This window comes from Oceanisphaera marina, assembly GCF_014643915.1.
Taxonomy (GTDB): domain Bacteria; phylum Pseudomonadota; class Gammaproteobacteria; order Enterobacterales; family Aeromonadaceae; genus Oceanimonas; species Oceanimonas marina.
Genome location: NZ_BMKE01000017.1, coordinates 16,864 through 40,153 on the forward strand (window position 1 = coordinate 16,864; position 23,290 = coordinate 40,153).

At 55.6% G+C, this 23,290-nt stretch carries 18 protein-coding genes; 10 read left to right on the plus strand and 8 right to left on the minus strand.

Annotated features, from left to right (window positions below; genetic code table 11):
• Window positions 1-22: 22 nt before the first annotated feature.
• The gene (locus tag IEW52_RS10905) at window positions 23-1,732 is read left to right on the plus strand and encodes a PhnD/SsuA/transferrin family substrate-binding protein (protein WP_188630107.1); all 1,710 of its coding nucleotides are present in this window, start codon (window positions 23-25) and stop codon (window positions 1,730-1,732) included.
• Window positions 1,732-2,316 (plus strand): response regulator transcription factor, encoded by a 585-nt coding sequence (locus IEW52_RS10910; protein ID WP_188630108.1) that lies wholly within the window; start codon window positions 1,732-1,734, stop codon window positions 2,314-2,316. The genes IEW52_RS10905 and IEW52_RS10910 overlap by 1 nt, the downstream gene beginning before the upstream one ends.
• On the opposite strand, the gene IEW52_RS10915 is transcribed toward IEW52_RS10910, so the two are convergent.
• The 5 genes from IEW52_RS10915 to sppA form a co-directional block, all read right to left on the minus strand.
• Entirely contained in the window at window positions 2,313-4,232 is a 1,920-nt protein-coding gene (locus tag IEW52_RS10915; RefSeq protein WP_188630109.1) for a sensor histidine kinase, read from the minus strand. The two genes, IEW52_RS10910 and IEW52_RS10915, sit on opposite strands and share 4 nt — an antisense overlap.
• A 22-nt stretch (window positions 4,233-4,254) precedes the next feature.
• The gene (locus tag IEW52_RS10920) at window positions 4,255-6,099 is read right to left on the minus strand and encodes an EAL domain-containing protein (protein WP_188630110.1); all 1,845 of its coding nucleotides are present in this window, start codon (window positions 6,097-6,099) and stop codon (window positions 4,255-4,257) included.
• Entirely contained in the window at window positions 6,092-6,463 is a 372-nt protein-coding gene (locus tag IEW52_RS10925) for a response regulator (RefSeq protein WP_188630111.1), read from the minus strand. The genes IEW52_RS10920 and IEW52_RS10925 overlap by 8 nt, the downstream gene beginning before the upstream one ends.
• 285 nt (window positions 6,464-6,748) lie before the next feature.
• Window positions 6,749-7,765, minus strand: a complete 1,017-nt coding sequence (gene ansA / locus IEW52_RS10930) for an asparaginase (RefSeq protein ID WP_188630112.1) — start codon at window positions 7,763-7,765, stop codon at window positions 6,749-6,751.
• On the minus strand, window positions 7,765-9,603 hold the full coding sequence (sppA, locus tag IEW52_RS10935; protein WP_188630113.1) for a signal peptide peptidase SppA: 1,839 nt from the start codon (window positions 9,601-9,603) through the stop codon (window positions 7,765-7,767). The genes ansA and sppA overlap by 1 nt, the downstream gene beginning before the upstream one ends.
• A gap of 212 nt (window positions 9,604-9,815) precedes the next feature.
• On the opposite strand from sppA, the gene IEW52_RS10940 reads away from it, so the two are divergent.
• On the plus strand, window positions 9,816-11,822 hold the full coding sequence (locus IEW52_RS10940; protein WP_188630114.1) for an NADPH-dependent 2,4-dienoyl-CoA reductase: 2,007 nt from the start codon (window positions 9,816-9,818) through the stop codon (window positions 11,820-11,822).
• Window positions 11,823-12,124: 302 nt separating this feature from the next.
• A complete protein-coding gene (locus IEW52_RS10945) occupies window positions 12,125-12,679 on the plus strand; it encodes an NAD(P)H nitroreductase (RefSeq protein WP_188630115.1) in 555 nt (184 codons plus the stop codon).
• Between the two features lie 265 nt (window positions 12,680-12,944).
• Here IEW52_RS10945 and IEW52_RS10950 read toward each other — a convergent pair whose 3' ends face one another.
• Entirely contained in the window at window positions 12,945-13,688 is a 744-nt protein-coding gene (locus IEW52_RS10950; protein ID WP_188630116.1) for a phosphatase PAP2 family protein, read from the minus strand.
• A gap of 122 nt (window positions 13,689-13,810) precedes the next feature.
• Here IEW52_RS10950 and IEW52_RS10955 point away from each other — a divergent pair, with 122 nt between their 5' ends.
• The 6 genes from IEW52_RS10955 to IEW52_RS10980 all read left to right on the plus strand — a co-directional run bounded on the left by IEW52_RS10955 (window position 13,811) and on the right by IEW52_RS10980 (window position 20,948).
• On the plus strand, window positions 13,811-14,914 hold the full coding sequence (locus IEW52_RS10955; protein ID WP_188630117.1) for a 4-phosphoerythronate dehydrogenase: 1,104 nt from the start codon (window positions 13,811-13,813) through the stop codon (window positions 14,912-14,914).
• 169 nt (window positions 14,915-15,083) lie between these two features.
• Window positions 15,084-17,072: a FimV/HubP family polar landmark protein gene (locus IEW52_RS10960; protein WP_188630118.1), complete on the plus strand. Its 1,989-nt coding sequence runs from the start codon at window positions 15,084-15,086 to the stop codon at window positions 17,070-17,072.
• Window positions 17,073-17,164: 92 nt separating this feature from the next.
• Window positions 17,165-17,962 (plus strand): tRNA pseudouridine(38-40) synthase TruA, encoded by a 798-nt coding sequence (gene truA, locus IEW52_RS10965; RefSeq protein WP_188630119.1) that lies wholly within the window; start codon window positions 17,165-17,167, stop codon window positions 17,960-17,962.
• A 183-nt stretch (window positions 17,963-18,145) separates the two neighbouring features.
• A complete protein-coding gene (gene accD / locus IEW52_RS10970) occupies window positions 18,146-19,009 on the plus strand; it encodes an acetyl-CoA carboxylase, carboxyltransferase subunit beta (protein ID WP_188630120.1) in 864 nt (287 codons plus the stop codon).
• Complete coding sequence (gene folC, locus IEW52_RS10975) at window positions 19,006-20,280, plus strand: bifunctional tetrahydrofolate synthase/dihydrofolate synthase (RefSeq protein WP_373286229.1); 1,275 nt, start codon at window positions 19,006-19,008, stop codon at window positions 20,278-20,280. Before accD ends, folC begins: the two co-directional genes overlap by 4 nt.
• A gap of 47 nt (window positions 20,281-20,327) precedes the next feature.
• Complete coding sequence (locus tag IEW52_RS10980; RefSeq protein ID WP_188630122.1) at window positions 20,328-20,948, plus strand: SPOR domain-containing protein; 621 nt, start codon at window positions 20,328-20,330, stop codon at window positions 20,946-20,948.
• Window positions 20,949-21,031: 83 nt separating this feature from the next.
• On the opposite strand, the gene aguA is transcribed toward IEW52_RS10980, so the two are convergent.
• Window positions 21,032-22,111, minus strand: a complete 1,080-nt coding sequence (gene aguA / locus IEW52_RS10985; protein WP_188630123.1) for an agmatine deiminase — start codon at window positions 22,109-22,111, stop codon at window positions 21,032-21,034.
• On the minus strand, window positions 22,111-23,001 hold the full coding sequence (aguB, locus tag IEW52_RS10990; RefSeq protein WP_188630124.1) for an N-carbamoylputrescine amidase: 891 nt from the start codon (window positions 22,999-23,001) through the stop codon (window positions 22,111-22,113). The genes aguA and aguB overlap by 1 nt, the downstream gene beginning before the upstream one ends.
• Window positions 23,002-23,290 lie beyond the last annotated feature (289 nt).

The window sequence follows — 23,290 nt, forward strand, 5'->3', positions numbered from 1 at the left end:
TTACCACATAAGGGACTTTGACTTGATCTGGAACAGGTTTTTATCCGCCATTGTGCTGCTTTTGCTCAGTGCGCCGGTGGCTGCCGAGCAATATACGGTGGGTTTTTTAGCCTTCAGGGGGGAAGCCCAGGCGCGGGAACAATGGTCGGCGACGCTCAATGGGCTGAATAGCGCCACGCCAGGTCATCAATTTGCAGGGCGCTACCTTACCCAGCAGCAACTCGATGAGGCGTTGAGCGCCGGGCAGCTGGATTTTGTAGTGACCCATCCGGCGCATTTCATGTTGAGTCAAAGTCAGAAACTGAACTGGCTGGCATCCTATATTGACCCTTATTATGGCCAGGCGCGCGCCAGCGTGGCGGGCACCCTGTGGGTGCGTGCCAGCAGCCCCATTGTCGAGCCCGGGCAGTTACGCGGTCAGCGGGTAGGGGCGGTGCACGAGCAAGCTTTTGGTGGCTACTTGCTGGTGGCCGAGCAACTGCGTCGTCAGGGGATTTTGCCCACGGATCTCGACTTGCGCTTTAGTGGTTATCCGGTAGATGCCCTAGCGTATTTACTGCGCGACGGTGCCTTGAGTGCGGCCATGTTGCCAACCTGTCTGTTGGAAGACATGCAGCAAGAAGGGCTGATCGAGTTATCGAACTTTCGCGCCCTGATGATGCAAGAAGACGCGCATTGTGTACGTTCTACGCCCTTGTATCCGGGGTGGAGTTTTGCTGCCGTGGGCGTCACCGACGAACAGCTGCTTCGTGCGACCAGTCGCGCTCTTTTGAGTCTGGAGTACCAGCAGCGACCACTGTGGGGAGCGCCCATCAGGCTGGATGAGGTTGAACAGTTATTGAAAGACTGGCAACTGGGGCCGGCGGCCCCAGTGTTGCCATTGCAGTTGCTGCACCAGCTCGTTCTTCGCTACTGGCCTTTTCTGGTGACCCTGGTGATTATTGCACTGGCACTGCTGCTGCATCATTATCGGGTCACGCTGTTATTGCTCAGGCGCACTCAGGAGCGGGACAAGCTGCATACTCTGATACAGGATAAAGAGCAGGAGCTGGCACAGGCACGGCTGCGGATCTTGATGGGCGAAATGGCCACCGGCCTGGCCCATGAACTCAATCAGCCGTTGTCGGCTATTCAAGCGTATGCCCAGGCAGGAGAGTTGGTCAGTCACACCGCGCAACAGCAAGAGGCGTTTGGCCACATAGTGGCTGAAACCGAACGCGGAGCGGCGATTATTCGCCGGTTTCGTCAGTGGGCCACCCAGCCTTTACCCAGCGCCGAGCCGATGGACCTGGCCAAGGTATGTCGGGAGCTGGTGACGCGCATGCAGCCCCGGGCCGATGCGCTTTCGGTGATCTTGTCTGGCCGGTTTAGTGAAGGTTCGCTGTTGAGCGTGCGCCCGGCAATAGAGCAGATTTTGAATAACCTGTTGGGCAATGCCCTGAATGCCCACGGACGGCGGGTTGCCACCTCGGGCCGACAGGGGGGATATATCAAGATCCAGGCTCATCCCGAGCCCGGTGGCTGGCAGCTTACCATCGAAGATGATGCGGGCGGGGTCGACCCCGGTATTATTGCTGCTTTACAGCACAATCTGCCCGCTGCACATTATCACGGCATGGGTATAGGACTGCTGGTCAGCCACCGTTTGGCGCTGCGGCTGAATGGGCGGCTAACATTGGAAAATACCGACAAGGGTACCCGTGCCAGCTTGTTTATACCTGAGGAAAGTTAATGCAGATTTATATTTTAGATGACGATCAGCAGGTAGTGGCCGCCAATCGTTTCTTGTTGAATGCCATGGGCTATGCCAGCCGGGGCTGGTCGGATCCCGAGCAGTTTCTGGCTGAGCTGGATGAGCGAACTCCCGCTATTTTGTTGCTCGATCTGGCCATGCCCACACTCGATGGTCTGGCGGTACAGCAAGCCTTGTTAAAACGCCACTGTGCCATCGCCGTGATCTTGCTCACCGGCCACGGCGATGTCCCGCAGGCGGTAGTGGCCATGAAGCAGGGAGCGGTAGACTTTCTGGAAAAACCCGTCGATGCCCGACGGTTGGCTTGTGCCCTGAAACAGGCCCAAGAGCGGGTAACCTTGCTGACCGAGCAGGCAAGAGTGCGCCAACTTTTTTCTCAGTTGTCGAACCGCGAGCGAGAAGTGGTGAATCTGGTGGCCGAGGGGCTCACCAACAAGGCGATCGCCGAGCAACTGTGTGTGGCGGTGCGCACGGTGGAAGTGCACAGGGCCTCGGCCATGAATAAACTCGATGTTGGCAATATGGCCGAATTGCTCAACCACTGGCGGTTATCTCAAGGCTAAGCCCATCGGTCTTTACCCTGGCCCTTGGCTGCTACTTCATTATCTGCAGATGACGACGGGATCAGTATTCTAGGTAACATCAAGGTAAATCGGGTCCCTTTACCGGGCTCTGAATGCACCTCGATTTTGCCGTCGAGTACGCCGTATACCCACTGACGGACTAAATTGAGACCCAAGCCGGAATGACCAAACTGACGACCGCTGGTCACGAAGGGCTCAAACAGCGTCTCGATCAGCTCAGGTACTATGCCGTGGCCGTTATCCGTCACACTTAAAGAGCACCATTTCTCATCATGAAGCTGGGCATCAATCTGGACTTGACCGCGTGGCAGATCACGAAAGGCGTGCGCCAGGGCATTTTCCATCAGGCTTTGTAACACTTGTGAAATCACCCCGGGCAGACTAAACAGCGTCATCGGCTGGTCGAGCGCGCTGTGAACCGTGACCCTGGCCTGCTTGAGATTGCTGTGCATCACGTTGAGCAAATCGGTGACCACGTCTGTTAATTCGAATAACACAGGCTCTTCACTGTGCCGATCGACGGCCAGACGCTTGAAGCTGCGGACTTGCTGGCGAATTCGGCTCAGGTTATGTTCCGCCAGATCCAGCCCTTCTTGTGACTGTGTGAGAAAGCCTTGCAGTTCGGAACGGGTCATTTGAGTGTCAAAGGCCTGCTGTAGTTGTTGCCGTTGCTGTTGCAGATGGCTGATTGCCATTAACGCACCCCCGGCAGGGGTATTTATCTCGTGAGCGACGCCGGCCACCATCATACCGAGTGACGATAATTTCTGTTTTTCGACCAGCTCATCTCGCAGTTGTTGTTGCTGCTGCAGTACGGCTGAAAGTCGTTGGTTACTGTTGGCGAGCTGTTGTCGTTCCTGATCGATCAGGGAGCTTAAATGGCGTTCTTGTTGCAGTGAATGCCATTCACGACGGATCAGCCATACGCCTGTGCCGAGCAGCAGCAATGAAACCCCCACCGCGCGTAACAGCAATTCATTGTGTATTTTCTGCTGGTAAGCAGGGGTGAGCGAAGCGGCAACATACAGGCGGTTTGCTGCCACGTTGTGGGTTGTCGAGGTGGCAGACGACAAGGTGACCGGCATCACAACCTGCCCAAAGCTGCTGAACAGTTGTTTTATATTTTGCTCACTCACAATGTGCTGCCATAGTTCGGGCGATTGCTTGGCCAGAGTGAGTGATGGTTGGTCGCGCATAAAGCCCCACTCCTTATCGGGATCCGTATTGACCAACCAGTAGCCTTGTTGATCCATCACCGACAGGTTGATCTGTTGGCCCGTCATGGCGCGGACACGATCCAGAATATCGTTGAGATTGACATTGAGTAACAGCATGCCCGGCAGTAAGCCTTCCTGCTCACAGGTTCTGATACTGGCGCGAAGCGTGGCCTGAAAGGGACGAACTATGGTGTTGTTTTCCACATTCAGATCGACCGGCGACAGATAAACTTCGCCACAGGGATACTGCATGGTATGGGTAAAATAGTAGCGTTGGCGCTTTAATTGAAGGTGCTCTTTAGGGACCACCTGCGACTGACCCTCGCTGATATTGACCCTGACGCGTTCATAACCGTCGGCATCGAGCCAGCGAATTTGGGAAATGTTGCTATCAACGCGGCCCATACTGGCCAGAGTCTCGGTTAAGGCCGCCGGATCTGCCTGCTCATTTATACCCAGCCAGTGGCGTACATCCGGTACCGCATAAAGCAACCGCAAGCTGTTGCGAACATGACCCAACCCCAGATTCAGCGTTGAGGTTGCCGACGCGGCCAGATCAGAAAGGTGGATTAGATTACGCACCCGGGCCGCGCTGTATCCCTGCCAGTAAACAAGCAGGCCTATAATGAGCGCAACCAGGATCAGGCTGACTAGCCTGGGGCGAACAAACCGGAGCATCTCGTCTTTCCGAGTGCCCGGGCTATGGTCTGACATTGACAATAGCCCGTCCGCAAAGCCATTCCAGCAGGTGATCGAGTGGCATAGGCTGGGAGAACAGGTAGCCTTGTCCCATTTCGCAACCTTGATGCAACAGGTAGGCTTTTTGTTCCGGATTCTCTATCCCTTCGGCGATAATCGAGAAGCCGAACCGCTGGCCCAGTCGCAGTATCATCTCGGCAATGTGGCGCGCATTGATGTCGGTGGTAACGTCGTCGATGAAGCTTTTATCAATTTTGAGGCTGTGGGCCTGAAGATGGGTTATTTTGGACAGCGAAGAATAACCAATGCCAAAGTCGTCGATGCTGATCTGGATGCCGGCGTCGATCAGCTTGTCCAGTGCCTGGCGAAATTGAGCATAGTCTCCCATGATCTGTGTTTCGGTGATTTCGACTTCCAGCAACCGTGAGCCGGGCTGGTTCGAACGGGCAAAATCAATCAGCTCTGTCATCAGAGCACCGTCGAGCAGATCGCTGCTGGAGAGGTTAAATGCGATGGGCAGTGCGTAGCCTGCGCTGTGCAGAGTCTGTAGTGTCGAAACTACCTGTTTGAATACCAGTCGGTCGAGTAAACCGACTACGCCCGAGGCCTCTGCGATAGGAATGAATTCGCAGGGCGGCACAAAGTGACCATGGGGATGCTGCCAACGTACCAGCGCCTCCAGGCCCACCACGGCTTCATCAGCCAGGCGCACCTTGGGTTGCAGCACTATGCTGAGCTGTTGATGATTGATGGCCAGGCGCAGATCCTGCAGCAGATTGTAACCCGCAGTGGTCTTGTCGCTAAACTGCCTGTCCACATGAATGAACTGCTTGCCTGCCCTGCGTGCTGTAGTGCAGGCAGCACGAGCCAGTACCAGAATGGTTTCGGGCTGGCGGTGGATAAAATGGCGCAGCTCCAGTAGCGAGGCGGTCAGAAACAGCTGCTGGGTCACCTCATCATTCATAATAAGCCGCGGTTTGAAAGTATCGTGAGACAACTCGATTTGCCGAGGCAGCAGTAATGCAAAGGCATTGTCGCCGGTTTTGGCGATGGCGATGGCTTCCGGCAGCTGGCCAGACAGCGTTTGATAAACCTGTTCCAGCAGGCGGTTGCAGAATTGGTCGCCAAAGGCCAGCATGCTTTCATCGAAATGTTCGATTTCAACCATCAGCATCATGGTCTGTTCAATGTCTTGTGCGGCCATCAATTCCAGTTCACGTACCAGCCAGTTACGGTTGTGTATGCCCAGTATCGGATCCTTGTAGGCCAGGTCAGACAGGCGATTAAGCAGGGCTATGTTCTTGAATCCACTGTTTATGTTCTCGCAAAATACCTGCAGCATCGAATGGGAACCATCCGGCAGGGCGGTATTATGTTTGATCACCATCAGATAGGTTTCAGTTGCCTGGGTATTGAAATATAAGACACTGTACTGATCTTGCCATTGATGTTCACGACGAAGAATGGCTTGCTCTATGGCCGCTGCCGGGACATCCAGATGTTCGACAGCAAGCGGGACATTATCGGGCAGATGTTCGAACACACCGCTGCTGGCGATGACCTGCAAGGGGTGTTTGGATTGCGGATTAAGAGCGCAAATAATGCCGCCGTTGCGAAGTCCAATAAATTTGTCAACTTCGCTCAGTACGGAACGGGTAAAACAAGACAGACTTTGCTTGCTGTTGATTAAACGGGAAGCGGCGACAATCATCTGCAGGTTTTGCCGTGCGGTGTTGATTTGACTGATGTAGACCCAGGTGCGGATCTGACTGGTCAGTACACTCGATAAGCGAGAACTGGTCAGTTCGGCCTTGTCCCAGTATTCGTCAATATCGAGTTTATCCATGACCTTGCTGCGCGGCGCCCGGCTGACCGGTCAGCAGTACGATGCGGATGGCCATATTGCCGAGCGTTTCACGAATAGTGCCAACCAAACGCAGTCCGGCGGTATCGTCTTCCATCACCACGTCGAGCAATACCACGGCAATATCCGGAGTCTGGGTCAACACTGTGGCTGCTTCGGCGGCCGAAGCGGCGGTCAGCAACGAGATGGGGCGACCGTGTAAATTCAACCCTTTCAGGGAGTAGGTGAGCGAAGCCTGATAAGCGGGGTCGTCGTCCACGCTCAGCACTGTCCAGCAGGCGTCTGTTTTTTGCTCTAAGGTTTCATCCTTGTGGTCGGCAAATTCAAAAACATCACGTTTTTCCATGTATATCTGGCCTTGTTAGCAGGCGCATGGCTGGCTGCGCACTGTATTCATCCCTGACATATAAAATATTGTCGCAAATTTTCATTATAAGATTAAGCGTGTTGATAAAACGGGTGTTATAGCGTCAGATATATTTGAGACCTGCTTTTGCGTAATGGGCGGAGCATCAAAATGTTTACTGTTGACGACATCCGCAGAAGTATAGCAGGTCAACAGACCCTAAAATACGCCAAACTATACCTTCATGGTGAAGATGTTAAGAAGATAAAAAATGGCAGAGCCGCCCTATGCCGGGCGGCTTAATTCACCCCGCAGGTTTTGGCCCATCATTTTACGGACTTTTTCTGCAGAGAGGTTTTTGCTGAGCAAATAATGCAGTTTTGTCAGGGCGGCTTCGGTGGTCATGTCGTAGCCGGAAATGACGCCGGCGGCGGCCAGCGCCTTGCCCGGTGCGTAGCCGTCCATATTGACGCTGCCACGCTGGCATTGCGTCAGGTTAATGATGATCACTCCACGTGCCGTGGCGTCGGCCAGCAGGGTTAGCATGGCGGGATTTTGCGGAGCATTGCCCACCCCATAAGACAGCAGGATCAGCGCCTTTACCGGTTGCTGCAAGATATTGGCAATCACCTCGGCGCTAATGCCCGGGTACAGGGTGACCACACCGATGGGCTGGGGGGTAATGGGGCTGACCGTCAGCGGTTGGCTACTGGGTTTGCCCAGTGTGCCTGCTTCCAGACTGATATTAATACCTGCATTCAGCAGCGGCGGAAAATTCGGGGAATCGAACGCCTCGAATCCGTCGGCGTGTTCTTTGCTGGCGCGATTGCCTCGATACAGCCGATTATTAAAAAACAGGCCCACTTCATTAATGGGATAATGGGCGGCCACGTACAGGGCATTCAGCAAATTGGGGCGGCCGTCGGATCTGAGCTCGGCCAGTGGAATTTGTGAGCCGGTAACGATAACCGGCTTGTCCAGGTCTTCGAGCATGAACGACAGGGCAGCGGCGGTAAATGCCATGGTGTCGGTACCGTGCAATACCACAAAGCCGTCATAATGTTCGTAGTTGGCCTGAATATCGTCGGCAATACGCTGCCAGTCGGCGGGTGTCATGTCTGCCGAGTCAATCAGCGGATCATATTCATGAATATGATAGTTGGGCATCTCGGCACAGTGAAACTCCGGGGTATTGGCCAGGCGTTCGGTCATAAAGCCCGCCAGAGGCACATAGCCTCTGGCGGATTTTTGCATGCCGATGGTGCCGCCTGTGTAGGCGATATAGATATTTTTAGGCTGCATTAAAACTCCTGACACGCCACACACAGCACATACTGGCCACGAATATCGTCAAACCGACCCAGGGTGTTCAGCTCCTGCTGCAGTTGCTTGCCCGCGGGGCGCAGTGCCGCAGGCAGGGCGGCGTTGGCCAAATCGGCCAGCACATTGGAATCGCTCATAAACTGGGCCAGCAACCTCTCTTTGGCGGTCATTGGCATGGTTACCCGCTTGATGCTGAATTCGCCCAGATTGGCCAGTTCGGCCGCACCGGCCAGCGCATCGTCCAGATAGCCCAGTTCATCCACCAGCCCCAGCTCTTTGGCGTCTTGTCCGGTCCATACATGGCCCTGGGCTGCGCGCTCGACCTGTGCCGGCTTCATGTTGCGGCCCTTGGCGACCAGCTCGACGAACTGACCATAGGTATGTTCAACCCCCATCTGGATCAGCTGTTTGGTGTGCTCGGGCAAGCCCGTGGTCAGGCCGGCGCCCACAAAATCGGTGGTGCCCACGCCATCGGTATTCAGCCCCAGTTTTTCGAAGGCTTCTTCAAAGGTTAAAAACAGGCCGAATACGCCAATAGAGCCGGTGAGGGTGGTGGGCGCGGCATAAATCTTGTCGGCGTCGGCGGCAATCCAGTAACCGCCAGAAGCCGCTGTGCTGCCCATGGAGATCACCAGGGGTTTGCCACTTTCTTTGAAAGTGAGCAGGGCACTGCGAATTTGCTCGGCGGCAAAAGCGCTGCCGCCGGGGCTGTCGATGCGCAGCACCAGAGCACGAATGTCTGCATCCAGACGGGCTTCATTGATCAGCTGGCTTATATGCTCGTCGTTGATGCTGTTGGGGGTGGCGGTGGCACCACTCATGATGGCGCCGCTGGCGGTAATCAACCCCACGGCTGGTGCCGATTTGGGTTTAGGGCTGGCGTGGTTGAGATACGTGGTGATTTCCAGGCTCATATACTGGTTGGTCTGGCTATTCCAACCCACCTGTTCGGCGACGGTCTGCAGCATTTCTGTACGGCTGGCCAGGCGATCCACCAGACCCTGTTCCAGGGCATACCGCGCCGGGTCGCCATTCACGGCGGCAAAGCGGCTAAGCAGTTGCTCTTTGCTTGGGCTGATGTGATCGGTCGGAATGCCTCTTAATGTGGCGACCTTGTCCTGATAATGCTGCCATAGTTGACCCAGCCAGCGCAGAGTATCTTCGCGGCTTTCTGCCGACATGTCGTCGCGAATATAGGGTTCGACAAAGGATTTGTACGTGCCTACCCGAAACACATGAGGCGTGATATCAAAGCGCTCGAACGCCGACTTGTAATGCAGCCGGTACACTCCCAGCCCCTGAATGGTGACGCCACCGGCGGGGTTGAGCAAGATCTCATCGGCGTGGGCGGCCAGGTAATACTGGCCCTGGGTGTAGTAATCGCCAATGGCATAAACGGGTTTGCCCGAGGTTTTGAAGCCTTCGATGGCCTGACCCACTTCATCAAGCTTGGTAATGCTCGATTCGGTCATGTTTTGCAGCTGCAGCACCAGGGCGCCAATACGATCGTCGTTGCGAGCCTGATCGAGCGCGTCCTTGATCTGGTTCAAGGTCATGGCGGGCGGTGTGGTGTCACCGGCAAACCATTTTTCTGCCAGTCGTCTTGGGTTGGCAGTGGTTTCCTGCTCCAGCACCGGGCCTGCCAGCGCCAGAGTCAGCGCCGCTTTTGCCGGCAGTACTGTGGTGTCATCTTTACCACCAAAAATCAGTACCGCAAACACGATAATGGCTAAAAAAAACAACCCCGACACCAAAAGACGAATGGCATTCAGTACCCGGCCCAGAGTACGAAAAAACCACTTGATCGCAGACCACATAGTATTGCCTTAAACGAAATGAGTATTGAATCAAACCATTATGACGGCTGAGAGGGCACAATACCACGCAGAAAACCGGAGCCTGGGGGGTTAATTAACCGAAGTTGGGCGCGAGGTCTTGTTTTTTATTGTACTTAAAACAAACGTTTGAAAGAGCGGAACTGATGCACTAGCCTCAAGTGGTCAAACCTGTAGCGATAGGTGAAAGTATAATGAGCCATTACCCCCATTTATTGGCCCCTCTGGATTTGGGCTTTACCACGCTGAAAAACCGGGTGCTGATGGGATCCATGCACACCGGGCTGGAAGAAGAAAAAGACGGCTTCGAGAAGCTGGCCGCTTTTTACAAGGAACGGGCCCGCGGTGGCGTGGGCCTGATTATTACTGGCGGCATTGCCCCCAACTTTCGTGGCCGCTTGCTGCCCAACGCCGCTCAACTCAGTTTTTGCTGGCAGGTGGCGCGTCACCGGTTGTTAACCGAAGCGGTGCATCAGGAGGGCGGTAAGATTGCGCTGCAAATACTGCATGCCGGCCGTTATGCCTACCACCCATTTGCTCAGGCACCGTCCGCCAAAGCGGCCCCCATTTCGCCGTTTAAACCCAGCGCCATGAGCGCGCGCCAGATCCGAAATTGCATCAAGGACTTTGCCCATACCGCCAGGCTGGCCCGGGAGGCAGGGTACGACGGCGTTGAAATCATGGGCTCCGAAGGCTATCTCATCAATCAGTTTATATGTGCGAGAACCAACCTCAGAACAGATGAGTGGGGAGGAAGCCGTGCCCGGCGCCATCGCTTTGCGGTGGAGATAGTGCAAGCGGTGCGCGCCGCCGTGGGCGAGCAGTTCATTCTGATATTTCGATTATCCATGCTGGATCTGGTGGAACAAGGTTCGACGCTGGAAGAAGTGATTGCGCTGGGCCAGGCGTTGGAAGAAGCCGGCGTTAATATTATCAATACCGGTATTGGCTGGCATGAGGCGCGCATACCTACCATTGCCACCAGTGTGCCCAGAGCCGCCTTTAGCTGGGTGACGGAACAAGTTCGCCGAGCGTTATCGGTGCCGGTGGTGGCCACCAACCGCATTAATACCCCGGAGGTGGCCGAGCATATACTGGCCTCGGACCAGGCGGATTTGGTGTGTATGGCGCGGCCATTTTTGGCCGATGCCGACTTTGTCAATAAAGCGGCGGCGGGCCAGGCCAAGCTGATTAACACCTGCATTGCCTGTAATCAGGCCTGCCTGGATCATGTGTTCAAGCGCCAGCGCGCGACCTGTCTGGTTAACCCCAGAGCCTGTTATGAAACCGAATTGATAGCCACGGCCACCATCAGTCCCAAGCGTTTGGCCGTGGTGGGCTCGGGCCCCGCAGGCTTGAGCTTTGCCTGTCAGGCGGCCGAACGAGGCCACCAAGTGGTGCTGTTCGATAAAGCCGAGGAGATTGGCGGCCAGTTCAATTACGCCAAGCAAATACCGGGCAAGGAGGAGTTTTACGAAACCTTGCGTTATTTTCGCCACCGCCTGTTGCAAACCGGCGTGGAAGTGCGGCTGGGCACAGTGGCCGATGCACAACAGCTGCAGGCATTTGACGAAGTTATCCTGGCCAGCGGTATTTTACCGCGCACCCCCGGTATAGAAGGCATTCACCACCCCAAGGTGTTGAGCTATCTCGATGTGTTGGCGCACCATACCCCAGTGGGTGGCAAGGTGGCGATTATCGGCGCTGGCGGTATTGGTTTTGATGTGGCCGAATTTTTGGTGGCCCATGGTCATCAGAATACCGAGCAATGGCTGGCCGAGTGGGGCATTGATAAAAGCTATGATTCTCCCGGTGCGCTGATGCCGCCCGAATCCATAGTACCGGCTCGTCAGCTGTGGTTGCTGCAGCGCAAGGCGGATAAACCCGGTAAGGGATTGGGTAAAACCACCGGCTGGATCCACAGGGCCAGTCTGCGACACCACGGGGTGCACATGTGGGGGGGCGTGAGTTATCAGCGCATTGATGACCAGGGGTTGCACATAGAGCGGGAGGGTAAAGCCCTGTGTCTGCCGGTCGACAACGTGATTATCTGTGCCGGCCAGCAGCCCAACCGAGAGCTGCACGCCGCACTGATCGGGCTGGGCTGCAAGGTGCACCTTATTGGTGGGGCCGATGTGGCAGCCGAACTGGATGCCAAGCGGGCGATTCGCCAGGGCATGGAGCTGGCGCTTAAAATATAGGGTGAAGAGTGAAGGGTGAAGGGTGAAGAGGACGATATTGACACTAAATCTATTTTTGCCACGGAATACACGGAAGTAGAGCGACGAAGCAAAGTCTAAAAGCTGAAAGAAAGCTTTATTATAAGGCCTTACTTACGATAAGTGATTTTCTTGGCCCTTTTCCGTGGGTTCCGTGGCAAAGAAGTTGTTACTCTCGGTCTTGAGTCCGTCCTCTTCACCCGTCACGTTTTTTGGCGCTCGGCGCCGGGTGCTGCTAAGGTATCGCACCTAATTGATTTTGCTTGTTTATAAAGGTGTTATAGATGGATGCACTGGAACTGTTATTAAACCGCCACTCCAATCCGCGTTTGGTCGAGCCAGCCCCTGCGGGTGAGCAGCTGGACACCATTTTCAAGGCCGGACTGCGCGCCCCTGATCATGCGGCGTTAACACCGTGGGAATTCATCGTGTTTGAAGGTGAGCAGCGCCATGCCCTGGGCAATATTCTAGCCGAGGCGGCACTGGCCAAAGGCGAAGCGCCAGACAGCATCGAAAAAGCCCGTAATGCGCCCTTGCGAGCGCCGATGATCATTACCGTGGTAGCCAAGGTTAAACCCCACGACAAGGTGCCACGGCTGGAGCAGGAAATTTCTGCCGGCTGTGCGCTGATGGCCATGCAGATGGCGGCATTGGCACTGGGCTTTAACGGCATCTGGCGCACCGGCTGGTTTGCCTTTGACCGCAGCGTGCATCAGGCGATGGATCTGACTGATGAAGATCAAATCGTCGGCTTTTTGTATCTGGGTACGCCTCAGGTAGAAGTGCGTAAGCTCCCCGAGCGCGATACAGCCCCCTTTGTGCGCTATTTCGGTCAGTAAACGAAAGTAAGGGTGAAGAGTAAAGGGTGAAGGGATAAACATAACCACACCTGATACAAGACGTTAAAGACTAGAGATTTCTTTACCACGGAATCCACTGAACACACGGAAAAATCAAGACCAAGAAAATAGGATAAAGAGTGAAGGGTAAGGGTTAATTTCTTCACTCTTCACTCTTCACTCTTCACTCTTCACTCTTCACTCTTCACTCTTCACTGTAGCCCTAATCCCTAATCCCTAATCCCTAATCCCTAATCCCTAATCCCTAATCCGTCAGCTCACGCTGATCCCACCAGATAAACGCCCAGGCGCCCAGTACACCGAACATGACTCCCAGTACACTGCTGGCCAGAATATCTACAGGCCAGTGCAGCCCCAGCAACAGTCGTGAATAACACACAGCTACCGCCCACACGGCCAGTGTACCTGTCAGCCAGGGTGAACGACGCCGGTACAGCAATAGCAGACAATAAAAACCGGCAATGGTCATGGCGGCAATGGAATGGCCGGACGGAAAGGAATAGCTGACCTCGTCTTGCCAATGCAGTTTCAGCCACCCGGGCACCTGCTGTTCAGACATATCGCTTAAGCCGTCTGCCAACCAGCGTTCGCGTATGACGGGGATTTGCGCATAAAAACGCTCGCTTTCGGCCAGTCGCCCCTTGTCTGCCAGCCAGAGCACATAAGGTCTGGGCTCTTTGAAATATTGCTTGGCCACGGTTTTGGTAACAAAGGCACTGCCCAGGGCGGCCATCAGGCACAGGAAAAACACCGCAAGCTGGCCGGGACGACGGCGCCAGCGAAACAATGCCAGCGCACTTAACGCACACAAGGTGAAGGCAATGCCGAATTTGCCGACGGTTAGTGTCATGCTGTAGGCAAACAGGGCGGGGGCTTCATCGAGCTCCAGCAAGGGAAACCAGTGCCACTGCGATTGGTAGCCCAGGCTGGCAATCGCCACGGGCAGTACCAGTAACGCCAGCACCGTAAAGAATAATCGAGATGTCATAATATGGGCGCCAAAAAACAGATTGAACAAGAGGCGGCGATTCTAGCAAAACAAGGGACGAATGAAAGCTGAAGCTTGTGCCAACAAAGAGTACAATGACGCGTTATTTCAGGAGGTTGTCGATGAAATTGCTGGCTGACGAAAATATGCCTTATGTACAGGAACTGTTTGGCGACTGGGCAGAAATAGTGACCTGTGCGGGCAGAGATATGACACCGGATCAGCTTGCTGATGTGGATGTATTGCTGGTGCGCTCCATTACTCAGGTTAACGAAGCCCTGTTGGCTCAAGCGCAGCGCCTGAGCTTTGTGGGAACGGCCACCATAGGGTGTGACCACATCGACACCGCCTTGCTGGCCCGTCGTGGCATTGCCTTTGCCAGTGCGCCCGGGTGCAACAAGGTGGCGGTAGGCGACTACGTGCTGGCCGCCTTGCTGAAGGTAGCCGAGCACAAAAGCTGGCAGCTTGCAGACAAAACCCTGGCCGTGGTGGGGGTCGGCAATACCGGTTCTCAGGTGGCGGCACGCGCCCGGGCGCTGGGCATGAAAGTGCTGTTATGCGACCCATTTAAGGCACAGGGTGATCCGACAGCTTTTGTCGAACTGGCTCACGCCTTGACCGCAGACATCGTCAGCTTTCACGTGCCGCTTACCCGAGAAGGACAGCACGCCACCTGGCACTTGTTGAATGAGTCGGCCATTGACGGGCTCAGCAGCGAACAGGTGCTGATTAACGCCTGCCGCGGTGATGTATGGGATAATGCCGCATTGTTGGCTCGCCAGCTGGGTTCTACGCCGTTGACCCTGGTGATGGATGTCTGGGAACATGAGCCCGAGGTGCTGGCGCCTTTGGTGCCTCATGTGCTGTTGGCCAGCCCGCACATCGCCGGTTATAGCCTGGAAGGCAAGGCCAGAGGCACTTTTGCCTTGTATCGCGCGCTGTGTGAACTCAAGCAAGTCGAGATGGTATTGAGCCCAGAGCAGCTGTTGCCAGCACCGCCCATTGGCGCAGTACATCTTGAGAGCCCTCTGGATCAGGGGCTGATCGCGCGACTGGTCAAACTGGTGTACGACATTGAACGCGATGATCGCGCCTTTCGTCTGGCGCTGGGTCAGCCGGGATTTTTTGATCGCCTGCGCAAGCATTATCCGCAGCGCAGAGAGCTGGGATCGCTGCAGTTGATTAACGCAGGCCAGACGGCCTCAGAGCTGGGTTTTAAAGTCTAAGCGAATATGGTCGATATGAGAGTATTGAAATCATTCGCGTTGATGAACAATAGATAAGTTCCTATCGGCACTGTTTTTTTCTACACTGTTTTCTATATACATGGGTCATGGCAAGCCCTGGCCGTTGAACGCTCCGCTACAGCGTCAGGAAAAGGATACAAGAAACTTGATGAAACAACGCAGACCCTATCTTGGTGTGGGCCTGGCTATGTGGCTCGGCTACTCGGCTGCTGCTATAGCGCAGGGCGAATTTTATATTGAGCTCAGAGGGCCCGAATCTGCGGAGCCGGCACGGGCCAATGCACCTGCTGCCGGGCAGCAGAGTGCCAACCCCGCACCTGCATCGGTGCAGCCTGCAGCCAGTCCGGGTCGTTATGGTCCGATACGCAGCACAGATACCCTGTGGGCGATAGCGGCGCGCTACACCCGGGCTCCCACCACGGTGCAACAGACCATGGTGGCCATGTATCACCTCAACCCTCAGGCATTTGTACGGGGTAACATCAACTACCTGCAACGCGGTGCCCAATTGCGCCTGCCGACCGTCACCCAGGCCAGGCAACGTTCGGCACAAGAGGCTGAAGCGGAATTTCGTCGTCTGAGTCGCCAGGGCAGTCGCAGCAGAACCCGGGTTGCAGCGCCACCTGCACCGGCCACGCCGACTCCCATGGTTGCGGCCAGGCCGGTTGCCCAGCCAGAGGCTAAACCAGAAACCAAGCCAGAGGCCAAGCCGGCCGCCAGTCCTGTTGCGCCCGTCGAGCAAAGTGCGCCCGTTGCCGCAACGCCGCCAGTGCCGGTTAGCCAGTCAAGCGAGACTCAAACCGCCGCCCCTGCCAATGGTTTGAGCGAACCCAAGGCCGCGCCGGTACCGGTTGCTGCCCCCAGCCCTGAACAGGCTGAAGACGCGGCGATGAATCGTCTGCAACTGCAACTGATGGACGAGCTGCGTGAACAGGTCGCCATGTCCAATGAACAACTGGCGTCGCTGGCCGATAATAATCAGGCATTGCGCCAACGTTTGACGCAGTTGACGGCAGAGGTAGAGGATCTAAAGGTGTCCCGTCAAGCGGAGCCTCTCAACGCGCAAGATAACAAGCCGGATGAGATTAAGTCTGAAAAAGGTTGGTTGAGCGAGCTGCTCAACAGCCCCTTGAATCTGGCGCTTATTCTGATATTACCGGCCTTGCTGTTGCTGGCGCTGTTTACCTTGTGGTGGCGTAACCGGGAACGACGCAACCTGGCCGAGCAAGAGCAGGAGTTATCGGAAACCAGCGCCATGCTGGACGATGAGCGCGACGAGTTTGAAGATCTGTTTGCCACCGAAAGTGACAATACTCCTCTAACCGAAGAGTCAGAGAACAACATACCTGAGCAGGATGTGGACGAAGATGCGTTCGCCCGCTTCCTGGAAGAACAACAGCTGCTGGAAGAGCAAGAAGCCCAGCGCCTGCAACCGACGCCGGAAGAGAACGAGGAGCCGGATCTGTCCGACGCCTTGTTTAATGATGAAGCTCAGTTTGATGATGAAGCCCAGTTTGATGATGAAGCCCAGATGAAGGGCGAAGGGCTGGCTGACGATGATCAGCCGGTATCTAATGATGATATCGACGACTTGTTCGGTGAGTCGTCCGTGACTGCCGAGCCTGAGGTAGTTGCACTGGACGAAGATGCGTTATTTGATGATGAAGCTCTTCTGGCGGCAGGAGATGATGCTGTATCCAATGACGATATTGATGATCTGTTCAGCGATACGGCGGTTACCGCCAGTGACGCAGACGTGCCTGACAACCTCAGCCAGATGGATGATGCTGAACAGGCCACAACGACTGCCGCGATGGGTACGGCGGAAGACGCCTATGTCTCGGTGGACAAGTTGATGGCCGATGCCGAGCTGGGTGATGGCCCGGATCCGGAACTGGAGCGCAAGCTGGACCTGGAACTTGATAACTATGCCAATGTGATAGGTCAGGGTGACGGTGTGGACATAGATGCCGATGAAGGTGGAATTGGTGCCCAGCTGGACCTGGCCCGCGCCTACATTGAAATTGATGACATCGACAGCGCGCGAGAGTTGCTGAACGAGGCCATAGAACGCGGCAATGAAGCCCAACAGCGTGATGCACAAAAGCTGCTGCAGCGACTCGCCAAGCTCGGTTAAGCCTTTACCGGCCTCAACACGAGGCCGGTTCTTCAATTTATCTCGCTAACGAGTATAATTGCCGTCCTTTTTATCCCGTGGAATTAATTTTTATGCGCATTGCTCTTGGCATCGAGTATGACGGCAGCCGTTATTACGGCTGGCAACGACAACGAGAAGTCCCCAGTGTGCAAGCTGAGATAGAAAAAGCCTTGTCGAAAATTGCCGATCATCCCGTCACGGTGCAATGTGCAGGCCGCACCGACGCTGGCGTGCATGGCACCGGCCAGGTGGTGCATTTTGATACTCTGGCCGATCGTCAGCCCGGCGCCTGGACACTGGGCATGAATGCGAACCTGCCCATGGACATTGCCGTGCGTTGGGTAAAGAACACCAGCGACGACTTTCATGCCCGCTTCAGTGCCACGGCGCGTCGTTATCGCTACATTATTTTTAACCACAATATGCGCCCGGCTATTCATGGTAGCGGTGTGAGTCATTATGTGGGCGATATTGATGCACAAAAAATGCATGAGGCTGGGCAGTGTTTGCTGGGCGAGCATGACTTTACCTCTTTTCGGGCCGTGCAGTGTCAGTCTAAAAGCCCGTTTCGCAATATTTTACATTTGAAAGTTCAGCGCTACGGGCATTACGTCGTATTGGACATTAAAGCCAATGCCTTTGTGCACCACATGGTACGCAATATCGCCGGTACCCTGATCAAGGTGGGGCTGGGCGAAATGGAGGTTAGCTGGGTGAAAGAGGTACTGGCGGCACGGGACCGTAACGTAGCGGGCCCGACCGCCAAGGCCGGTGGTCTGTATTTGGTGACGGTGGATTATCCCGAGTCATTTGGCCTGCCAGCGACCATACCCGGCCCCTTGTGGCTGCCCGATACATTGGGCGCCTAGTACAGAGCCACAAACCGATAATTTTTTATCAACGAGCAGGCTGATATATGGTTTAATGCACGCCATAACAACGGGGTCTCCCAAGAAAGCACACCCGGCAGCCTGTCTGCTTTTGTTGCAATAATTTTGCAAAACCCGCAGCTTGCAAGCTGCAATAACGATGCAATCACGCTAAGGATTTCCATGAGTTGGCTAGAGAAAATTCTTCCCAAGAATAAGAACATCGGTGTTCGTCGTCACAATATTCCAGAAGGTGTCTGGAGCAAATGCACCAGTTGCGAGCAGGTATTATACCGCGCCGAGCTGGATCGCAATTTGGAAGTGTGCCCCAAGTGTGATCACCATATGCGCATTGGTGCACGCCTGCGTCTGGACAAATTTCTGGATCAGGACGGCCGCGTAGAGCTGGGTACCGAGTTTGAGCCACAAGATGTGCTTAAATTCAAAGATTCCAAGAAATATAAAGACCGCATCAGCGCGGCACAAAAAGCCAGCAACGAAAAAGACGCCATCGTCTCCATGACCGGCACCCTGAAAGGCATTCCGGTGGCGGTGTGCGCCTTTGAGTTCTCCTTTATGGGCGGCTCCATGGCGTCTGTGGTCGGTGCACGCTTTATCGCCGCCGTTAACGCCTGTATAGAAGAAAACCGTGCCTTGGTGTGTTTTTCTGCCTCTGGTGGTGCACGTATGCAAGAAGCCCTGTTCTCGCTGATGCAGATGGCCAAAACCAGCGCGGCCCTTAATCGTTTGTCACAAGCCGGTCTGCCTTATATTTCGGTATTAACCGACCCCACCATGGGTGGCGTATCTGCCAGTCTGGCGATGCTGGGTGACATTAACGTGGGCGAACCCAAGGCCCTGATCGGCTTTGCCGGCCCACGCGTTATCGAGCAAACGGTACGCGAAAAGCTGCCCGAAGGCTTTCAGCGCAGTGAATTCCTGCTGGAACATGGCGCCATCGACCTGATCATCGATCGCCGCGAAATGCGCGACAAGGTAGCAGGGCTTATCGGCAAGCTGATGAACCAGGAGCCTGCCGAAGCATAATGAGCCGCACAAGCACAGTGCCGCAGCGTTCGCTGGCCGACTGGCTGGCGGTGCTGGAAGGCCTTAACATGGCGCACATCGAGCTTGGGCTGTCCCGCATGAGCCTGGTCGCAGAGCGATTGGGTTTATTGAGCCTGCCCAGCTATGTGATTACCGTGGGCGGCACCAATGGCAAGGGCACAACCTGTGCCTTGCTTGAGTCCATGTTGCGCGCGGCGGGCCGCAGTGTGGGGGTGTATTCATCCCCTCATCTGGTGGACTATCGCGAACGGGTACGCATTAATGGCGACAGCCCGGCCGCGACCGATTTTTGTGCCGCCTTTGCGGCGGTCGAAACGGCCAGGGCCGAGGTGGCGCTCACCTACTTCGAGTTTACGACGTTGGCGGCGCTGTGGTTGTTTCGTGCAGCCAGCCCCGAGGTGGTGTTGCTCGAAGTCGGGCTGGGCGGACGGCTGGATGCCACCAATGTGGTGGCCTCGGATCAAACCGTGGTCACCACCATTGCCCTGGATCATACCGACTGGCTGGGCTCGGATCGGGAAAGTGTCGGCTTTGAAAAAGCCGGTATTTTTCGCCAGCACAAGCCTGCGGTATGTGGTGATGCGGATCCTCCTTCCAGTTTGCTGGCCCATGCCGAGCAAGTGGGTACCCCCTTGTATTGCACCGGACGGGAATACGCCTGGCAGCTGCAAGATAGCCAGGTACCCGCACAGGCGCAGCAGTGGTCCTTTACCGGCTTTGGCCTGGCGTTAACCGGTTTGCCGTTACCTTCTTTACCCGTCATGAATGCGGCCACGGCGCTGGCTACATTGGCGTTGTCGCCATTTATGCCGGATATTGAGGCCATCAAGGTCGGGTTGGTGCAGGCGCAGCTGACCGGCCGCTTGCAACAGCTGGGCCCAAGCTTGTGGGTGGACGTTGCCCATAATCCGGAGTCGGCGGCTTATCTGGCCAGCCGCTTGCCGTCGATCAAAGGCAAGGGGCGCTGTGTGGCGGTGGTGGGGATGTTGAAAGACAAAGACATCGCCGCCAGTCTGGCACCCTTGCACGACCTGGTTGACGACTGGTATCTGGCGAGCCTGGGTGGGCCAAGAGGCGCCAGTGCGACCGAGTTGTCTCGGTGCCAGCCCGGGCACTGTTTTGATTCGGTGGCCGATGCCTTGGCGGCGGCGCAAGCCAACGCCGGCGAGCAGGATGTGATCATTGCGTTCGGCTCTTTTTTCACCGTTGCCGACGTACTGGCAAGTAAATCGTTGGCAAGCAGAAGATAATCAGCGCCGTTACCGGCAGCATAACCGGCAATAAGTAGGGAGGGGCTTTGGCAACACAGTTTCAGCAACGATTGGTAGGCACCGTTATTCTGGTGGCATTGGGCGTGATCTTTTTGCCCGATCTGCTGGACGGTAAGCAACAGCTGGCCCCCGATGAGGCGGTCACCATACCGTTGCGCCCCGAGCTTGAGCCTGTTCGCCCTCTGGTAGTGGCCCCCGAGCCGGCTCAGGCGGCTCAGCGTGACGCCGAACCCGAGGTGTGGACCATAGAAGAAGCCAGGGAAGCGCCGCCTGTGGCGCCCAAACCGGCGGCACCTGCACCACAGCCACAACCTGAACCGCAGTCGAAGCCGGCACCTGTCGTTAAACCTGCGCCTATAGTCAAGGCCGCCCCTGTGGTACAGCCGGCGCCGACGATCAAGCAGGTGGCCCCGCAGCATGGTGAGCACGTGGTGCAGCTGGGTGCGTTTCGTAATGCAGACAACGTGAATGCGCTGGTGAAAAAGCTGCAGGCAGCGGGATACCGTGCTCAAACCACACCCTCGGTTCCGCGTCATGGCGAGCTGAACAGAGTCTGGGTTGGCCCCGACGACAAGGCCCGGCTGGAGCAGCAGTTAGCGGCTCTGGAACGGTTGACCGGTCTCAAGGGCAGAATCAGGGCCAAGTAATTTATTCTACTAGCTCCACATAAAAAAAGCCGAGTCATCAGACTCGGCTTTTTGTTGTTACTGACCGCTTTACAGCTTGATGCTTACGACGTTTTTGCCGCGGGAATTTGCTGGGTAATGCAGTGAATGTTGCCGCCGCCGAGCAGAATTTCCCGGGTGGGCACACCCACCACGTCCAGCTCGGGAAAGATGGTTTGCAGCATCTCTTGAGCTTGTTGATCAGTACGTTCGTCGAGCAGCGGAAAGACCAGCCGGTTGTTGGTGATCAGGAAGTTGATGTAAGAGGCGGCCATGCGATCCCCCGCACGCCGAGGCACGCCGGCGCCTTCTACCACACCCGCCGCTTCCTGTTTGGTGATATGCAGGGGGCCGGGTTGCGGCAGCTTCCATATTTTCAACTGGCGGCCCTTGGCATCCCGCGTCTGGTTCAACACCTTGAAGGCGGCTTGAGAGCGGGCATATTGTGGATCGTTTTTATCGTCGGTCCAGTGCAATATCACTTCACCTGGGCGGGCGAAACAGGCCATGTTATCGATATGGCCGTCTGTTTCATCCAGGTACACACCCTGCGGCAGCCAGATAAAATGCGTGACGCCCAGATATTCAGACAGCTGCTGCTCAATATCCTGCTGGGTGTAGTCCGGGTTGCGATTGGGGTTAAGCAGGCATTCGGCCGTGGTAAGCAGGGTGCCTTCGCCGTCCACATGAATCGAGCCGCCTTCCAGCACCAGTGGCGACGGGTGCATGGGCAGCCCCTGGCGCGCCAGCATGGCGCCCGCCATGGCCTGATCTTTTTCCCACGGAAAATACAGGCCCTCTTCGTGGCCGCCCCAGGCGTTGAATATCCAGCTGATGCCGGCGCGATCCCCGTTATGGTTGATGACCATGGTAGGCCCGGTATCGCGTGCCCAGGCATCGTCACTGTCTATGGCTACCAGCTTGACTTGTGGCGGCATCACTTGTTGGGCGTGAACCATTTCTTCTTCTGGCACCGCCATGTATACAGGCGTGGCCACGGCAATGGCCTCGGCCAGGGCCGCAAAGGTAGCTTGCGCCGGTTTGCCGTTATCGCGCCAGTTATCGGGGCGGTGAGGCCAGATCATCCATACCGCTTCTTGCCGAGCCCACTCCGCGGGCATATAAAAGCCCTTTAGTGCGTCCATTAACGGCCTCCCGGCTGTTTGCCGTCCGAGGTTTGCAGTGTGTCATACATGCCAGGGCGACGATCGCGAAACAAGCCCCAGCTGGCACGGTGTTTGGCTACCTGCTCCAAATCGAAGCTGTGCACCAGTACCCCTTCGCTGGTTTTATCGGCCTGCTGTACCAGGGCACCAAACTCGTCGGTGATAAAAGAAGAGCCGTAAAAGGTGATTTCCACGCCGTCCAGGAATTTGCTCTGCTCGGTACCAATGCGGTTGGAGGCAATCACCGGCACCAGGTTGGCTGCCGCGTGGCCTTGCTGGGTGCGAGTCCAATGCGGTTGACTGTCTATGGTCGCATCCTGGGGCTCGGAGCCGATGGCGGTCGGGAAGAAAATCAGCTCGGCACCCATTAATGCCAGGCTGCGCGCGGTTTCGGGGAACCATTGATCCCAGCAAATGGCCACGCCAATCTTGGCGTAACGAGTTTGCCAGACCTTGAATCCGGTGTCGCCAGGAGTAAAAAACTGCTTTTCCTGATAGCCGGGGCCATTGGGAATATGGGTTTTGCGATACAAGTCGAGCACGCTGCCATCGGCATCAATTACTACCAGTGAATTGTAAAAAGCGGTGCCGGCACGCTCGAAAAAGCTCAGCGGTAATACCACTTCCAGCTCCTTGGCCAGCGCCTGAAAATGCTGGATAAGCGGGCTGTTATCCACTTCCTGAGCCAGGGCAAAATGCTCGGGGCTTTGGTCGATACAGAAGTAGGGTGCTTCAAACAGCTCTTGAATCAGGATGATTTGTGCGCCTTTGGCGGCGGCGTCGCGTACCAGTTTTTCGGCACGGGCAATATTTTCGTCTCTGTTCCAGCTGCAGGCCATCTGGGTGGCGGCGACAGTAACCATGGTCATATTCAGTTCCTCAACGTGATAAAGGGGGGCGAGTCGTCAAGGCACCTGAAGGCTATCATCAAGTGAGTCTTCAGCGCAGAAGCATTGCTTCCACCAAGGGGCCAAACCATCCATATTTTAACAACTCTTATTCAAGGCCGCAGTGTGCCTTTAAGGTACAAAACTCGCAATTAGAACTTATGATTTTTTGATAAAAAAGCCGCACGCTCAAAATGAGTGTGCGGCTTTTTTTATGCTTGGTGTTTTTTGTGGCTGACAGCTTACGGCTTAATGCTGACTGCCTTTTTGT

Coding starts and splice junctions, on each gene's coding strand:
- ansA (WP_188630112.1), bottom strand. CDS start 7,765: ATGCAGCCTAAAAATATCTATATCGCCTACACAGGCGGCACCATCGGC.
- truA (WP_188630119.1), top strand. CDS start 17,165: ATGCGCATTGCTCTTGGCATCGAGTATGACGGCAGCCGTTATTACGGC.
- IEW52_RS10950 (WP_188630116.1), bottom strand. CDS start 13,688: ATGACATCTCGATTATTCTTTACGGTGCTGGCGTTACTGGTACTGCCC.
- IEW52_RS10955 (WP_188630117.1), top strand. CDS start 13,811: ATGAAATTGCTGGCTGACGAAAATATGCCTTATGTACAGGAACTGTTT.
- accD (WP_188630120.1), top strand. CDS start 18,146: ATGAGTTGGCTAGAGAAAATTCTTCCCAAGAATAAGAACATCGGTGTT.
- IEW52_RS10945 (WP_188630115.1), top strand. CDS start 12,125: ATGGATGCACTGGAACTGTTATTAAACCGCCACTCCAATCCGCGTTTG.
- IEW52_RS10910 (WP_188630108.1), top strand. CDS start 1,732: ATGCAGATTTATATTTTAGATGACGATCAGCAGGTAGTGGCCGCCAAT.
- IEW52_RS10925 (WP_188630111.1), bottom strand. CDS start 6,463: ATGGAAAAACGTGATGTTTTTGAATTTGCCGACCACAAGGATGAAACC.
- aguB (WP_188630124.1), bottom strand. CDS start 23,001: ATGACCATGGTTACTGTCGCCGCCACCCAGATGGCCTGCAGCTGGAAC.
- IEW52_RS10960 (WP_188630118.1), top strand. CDS start 15,084: ATGAAACAACGCAGACCCTATCTTGGTGTGGGCCTGGCTATGTGGCTC.
- sppA (WP_188630113.1), bottom strand. CDS start 9,603: ATGTGGTCTGCGATCAAGTGGTTTTTTCGTACTCTGGGCCGGGTACTG.
- IEW52_RS10940 (WP_188630114.1), top strand. CDS start 9,816: ATGAGCCATTACCCCCATTTATTGGCCCCTCTGGATTTGGGCTTTACC.
- IEW52_RS10920 (WP_188630110.1), bottom strand. CDS start 6,099: ATGGATAAACTCGATATTGACGAATACTGGGACAAGGCCGAACTGACC.
- aguA (WP_188630123.1), bottom strand. CDS start 22,111: ATGGACGCACTAAAGGGCTTTTATATGCCCGCGGAGTGGGCTCGGCAA.
- IEW52_RS10915 (WP_188630109.1), bottom strand. CDS start 4,232: ATGCTCCGGTTTGTTCGCCCCAGGCTAGTCAGCCTGATCCTGGTTGCG.